A 1265-nucleotide genomic window follows, 5' to 3' on the forward strand; every position below is an offset into this window, starting at 1 on the left:
GGGTCTGATGCAGGTTCGGGTGACAGGTGTGGTCACGCGGCCTGGAGGGCCGACGTGGTCATGACGGTCTCGAATTCGATGGGGGTCAGCCGGCCGAGTGAGGCTTGTCTGCGGCGTCGGTGGTAGGTCCGCTCAATCCAGGTCACGATCGCGATCCGGAGTTCTTCGCGGGTGGCCCAGACACGGCGGTCGAGGACGTTCTTCTGCAGCAGGCTGAAGAAGGACTCCATGGCCGCGTTGTCGCCGGCAGCTCCGACCCTCCCTATCGATCCGGCCATCCGGTGGCGGTCGAGCGCCCGGACGAACTTCCGGGAGCGGAACTGCGATCCGCGATCGCTGTGCAGGATGCAGCCGTCGACGTCTCCACGCCGGGCCACGGCGTTGTCCAGGGCGGTCACGGCCAGGCGGGACTTCATCCGCTCGTCGATGGAGTAGCCCACGATCCTGTTGCTGAAGGCGTCCTTGATCGCGCAGAGATAGAGCTTGCCTTCGCCGGTGGCGTGCTCGGTGATGTCGGCGAGCCACAGCCGGTTCGCACAGGTCGCGGTGAAGTCACGGCTCACGAGGTCGTCGTGCACCGGCGGGCCGGCCTTCGTGCCCTTGCCGCGCTTCTTGCCGAACACGCTCCACCAGCGGTTGTCCCGGCAGATCCGCCACGCGGTCCGGTCCGCCATCGGAGCCCCGGCGCCGCGCGCTTCGTCGGCCAGGAAGCGGTAGCCGAACTCCGGGTCGTCGCGGTGCGCGTCGAACAGCGCGTTCGCGCGATACGCCTCCTCCAGCATGGCGTCGGCAACCGGCTGGTCGAGCCAGCGGTAGTAGGGCTGTCTGGCGAGCTTCAGCACCCGGCACGTCACCGTGACGGGCACCCCGTCCACGGCCAGCTCCTTCACGAGCGGGTAGATCCTTTTCCCGGCAGATGCGCCTGCGACAGATAGGCCGCAGCCCGCCGCAGGACCTCGTTCTCCTGCTCCAGCAGCTTGATCCGCCGACGCGCCTCCCGCAGTTCCGCGCTCTCCTGGCCGGTCGTTCCGGGCTTGGTCCCGTCGTCGATGTCCGCCCGGCGCATCCACTTCCACAACGTCATCGGATGGACTCCGAAGTCGGTGGCCACCTGCTCGACCGTTACACCCGGCCCGCGGTTCCTCGCGACCCGCACGACGTCCTGACGGAACTCCTCCGGATAAGGCTTGGGCACAGCGACATCCTTCCCACCCGCCCCACAGGGCAAGCCAGTTCAGATGTCACCCGATCGTGCATCAGACCCG

The 1265-nt window shown here is 67.8% G+C and carries 1 protein-coding gene; it reads right to left on the reverse strand.

Annotated elements, in window-relative coordinates; genetic code table 11:
• Window positions 1–32 precede the first annotated feature (32 nt).
• Window positions 33–1195 (reverse strand): IS3 family transposase gene (locus ACFY1J_RS46060; RefSeq protein ID WP_390733305.1). Its coding sequence is split into 2 segments (ribosomal slippage): window positions 33–908 and window positions 911–1195, totalling 1161 coding nucleotides; the frame shifts between segments, so codons are not numbered across the junction.
• Window positions 1196–1265: the final 70 nt, after the last annotated feature.

Source organism: Streptomyces sp. NPDC001406 (assembly GCF_042895285.1).
In the GTDB taxonomy this organism is placed as follows: Bacteria; Actinomycetota; Actinomycetes; order Streptomycetales; family Streptomycetaceae; genus Streptomyces.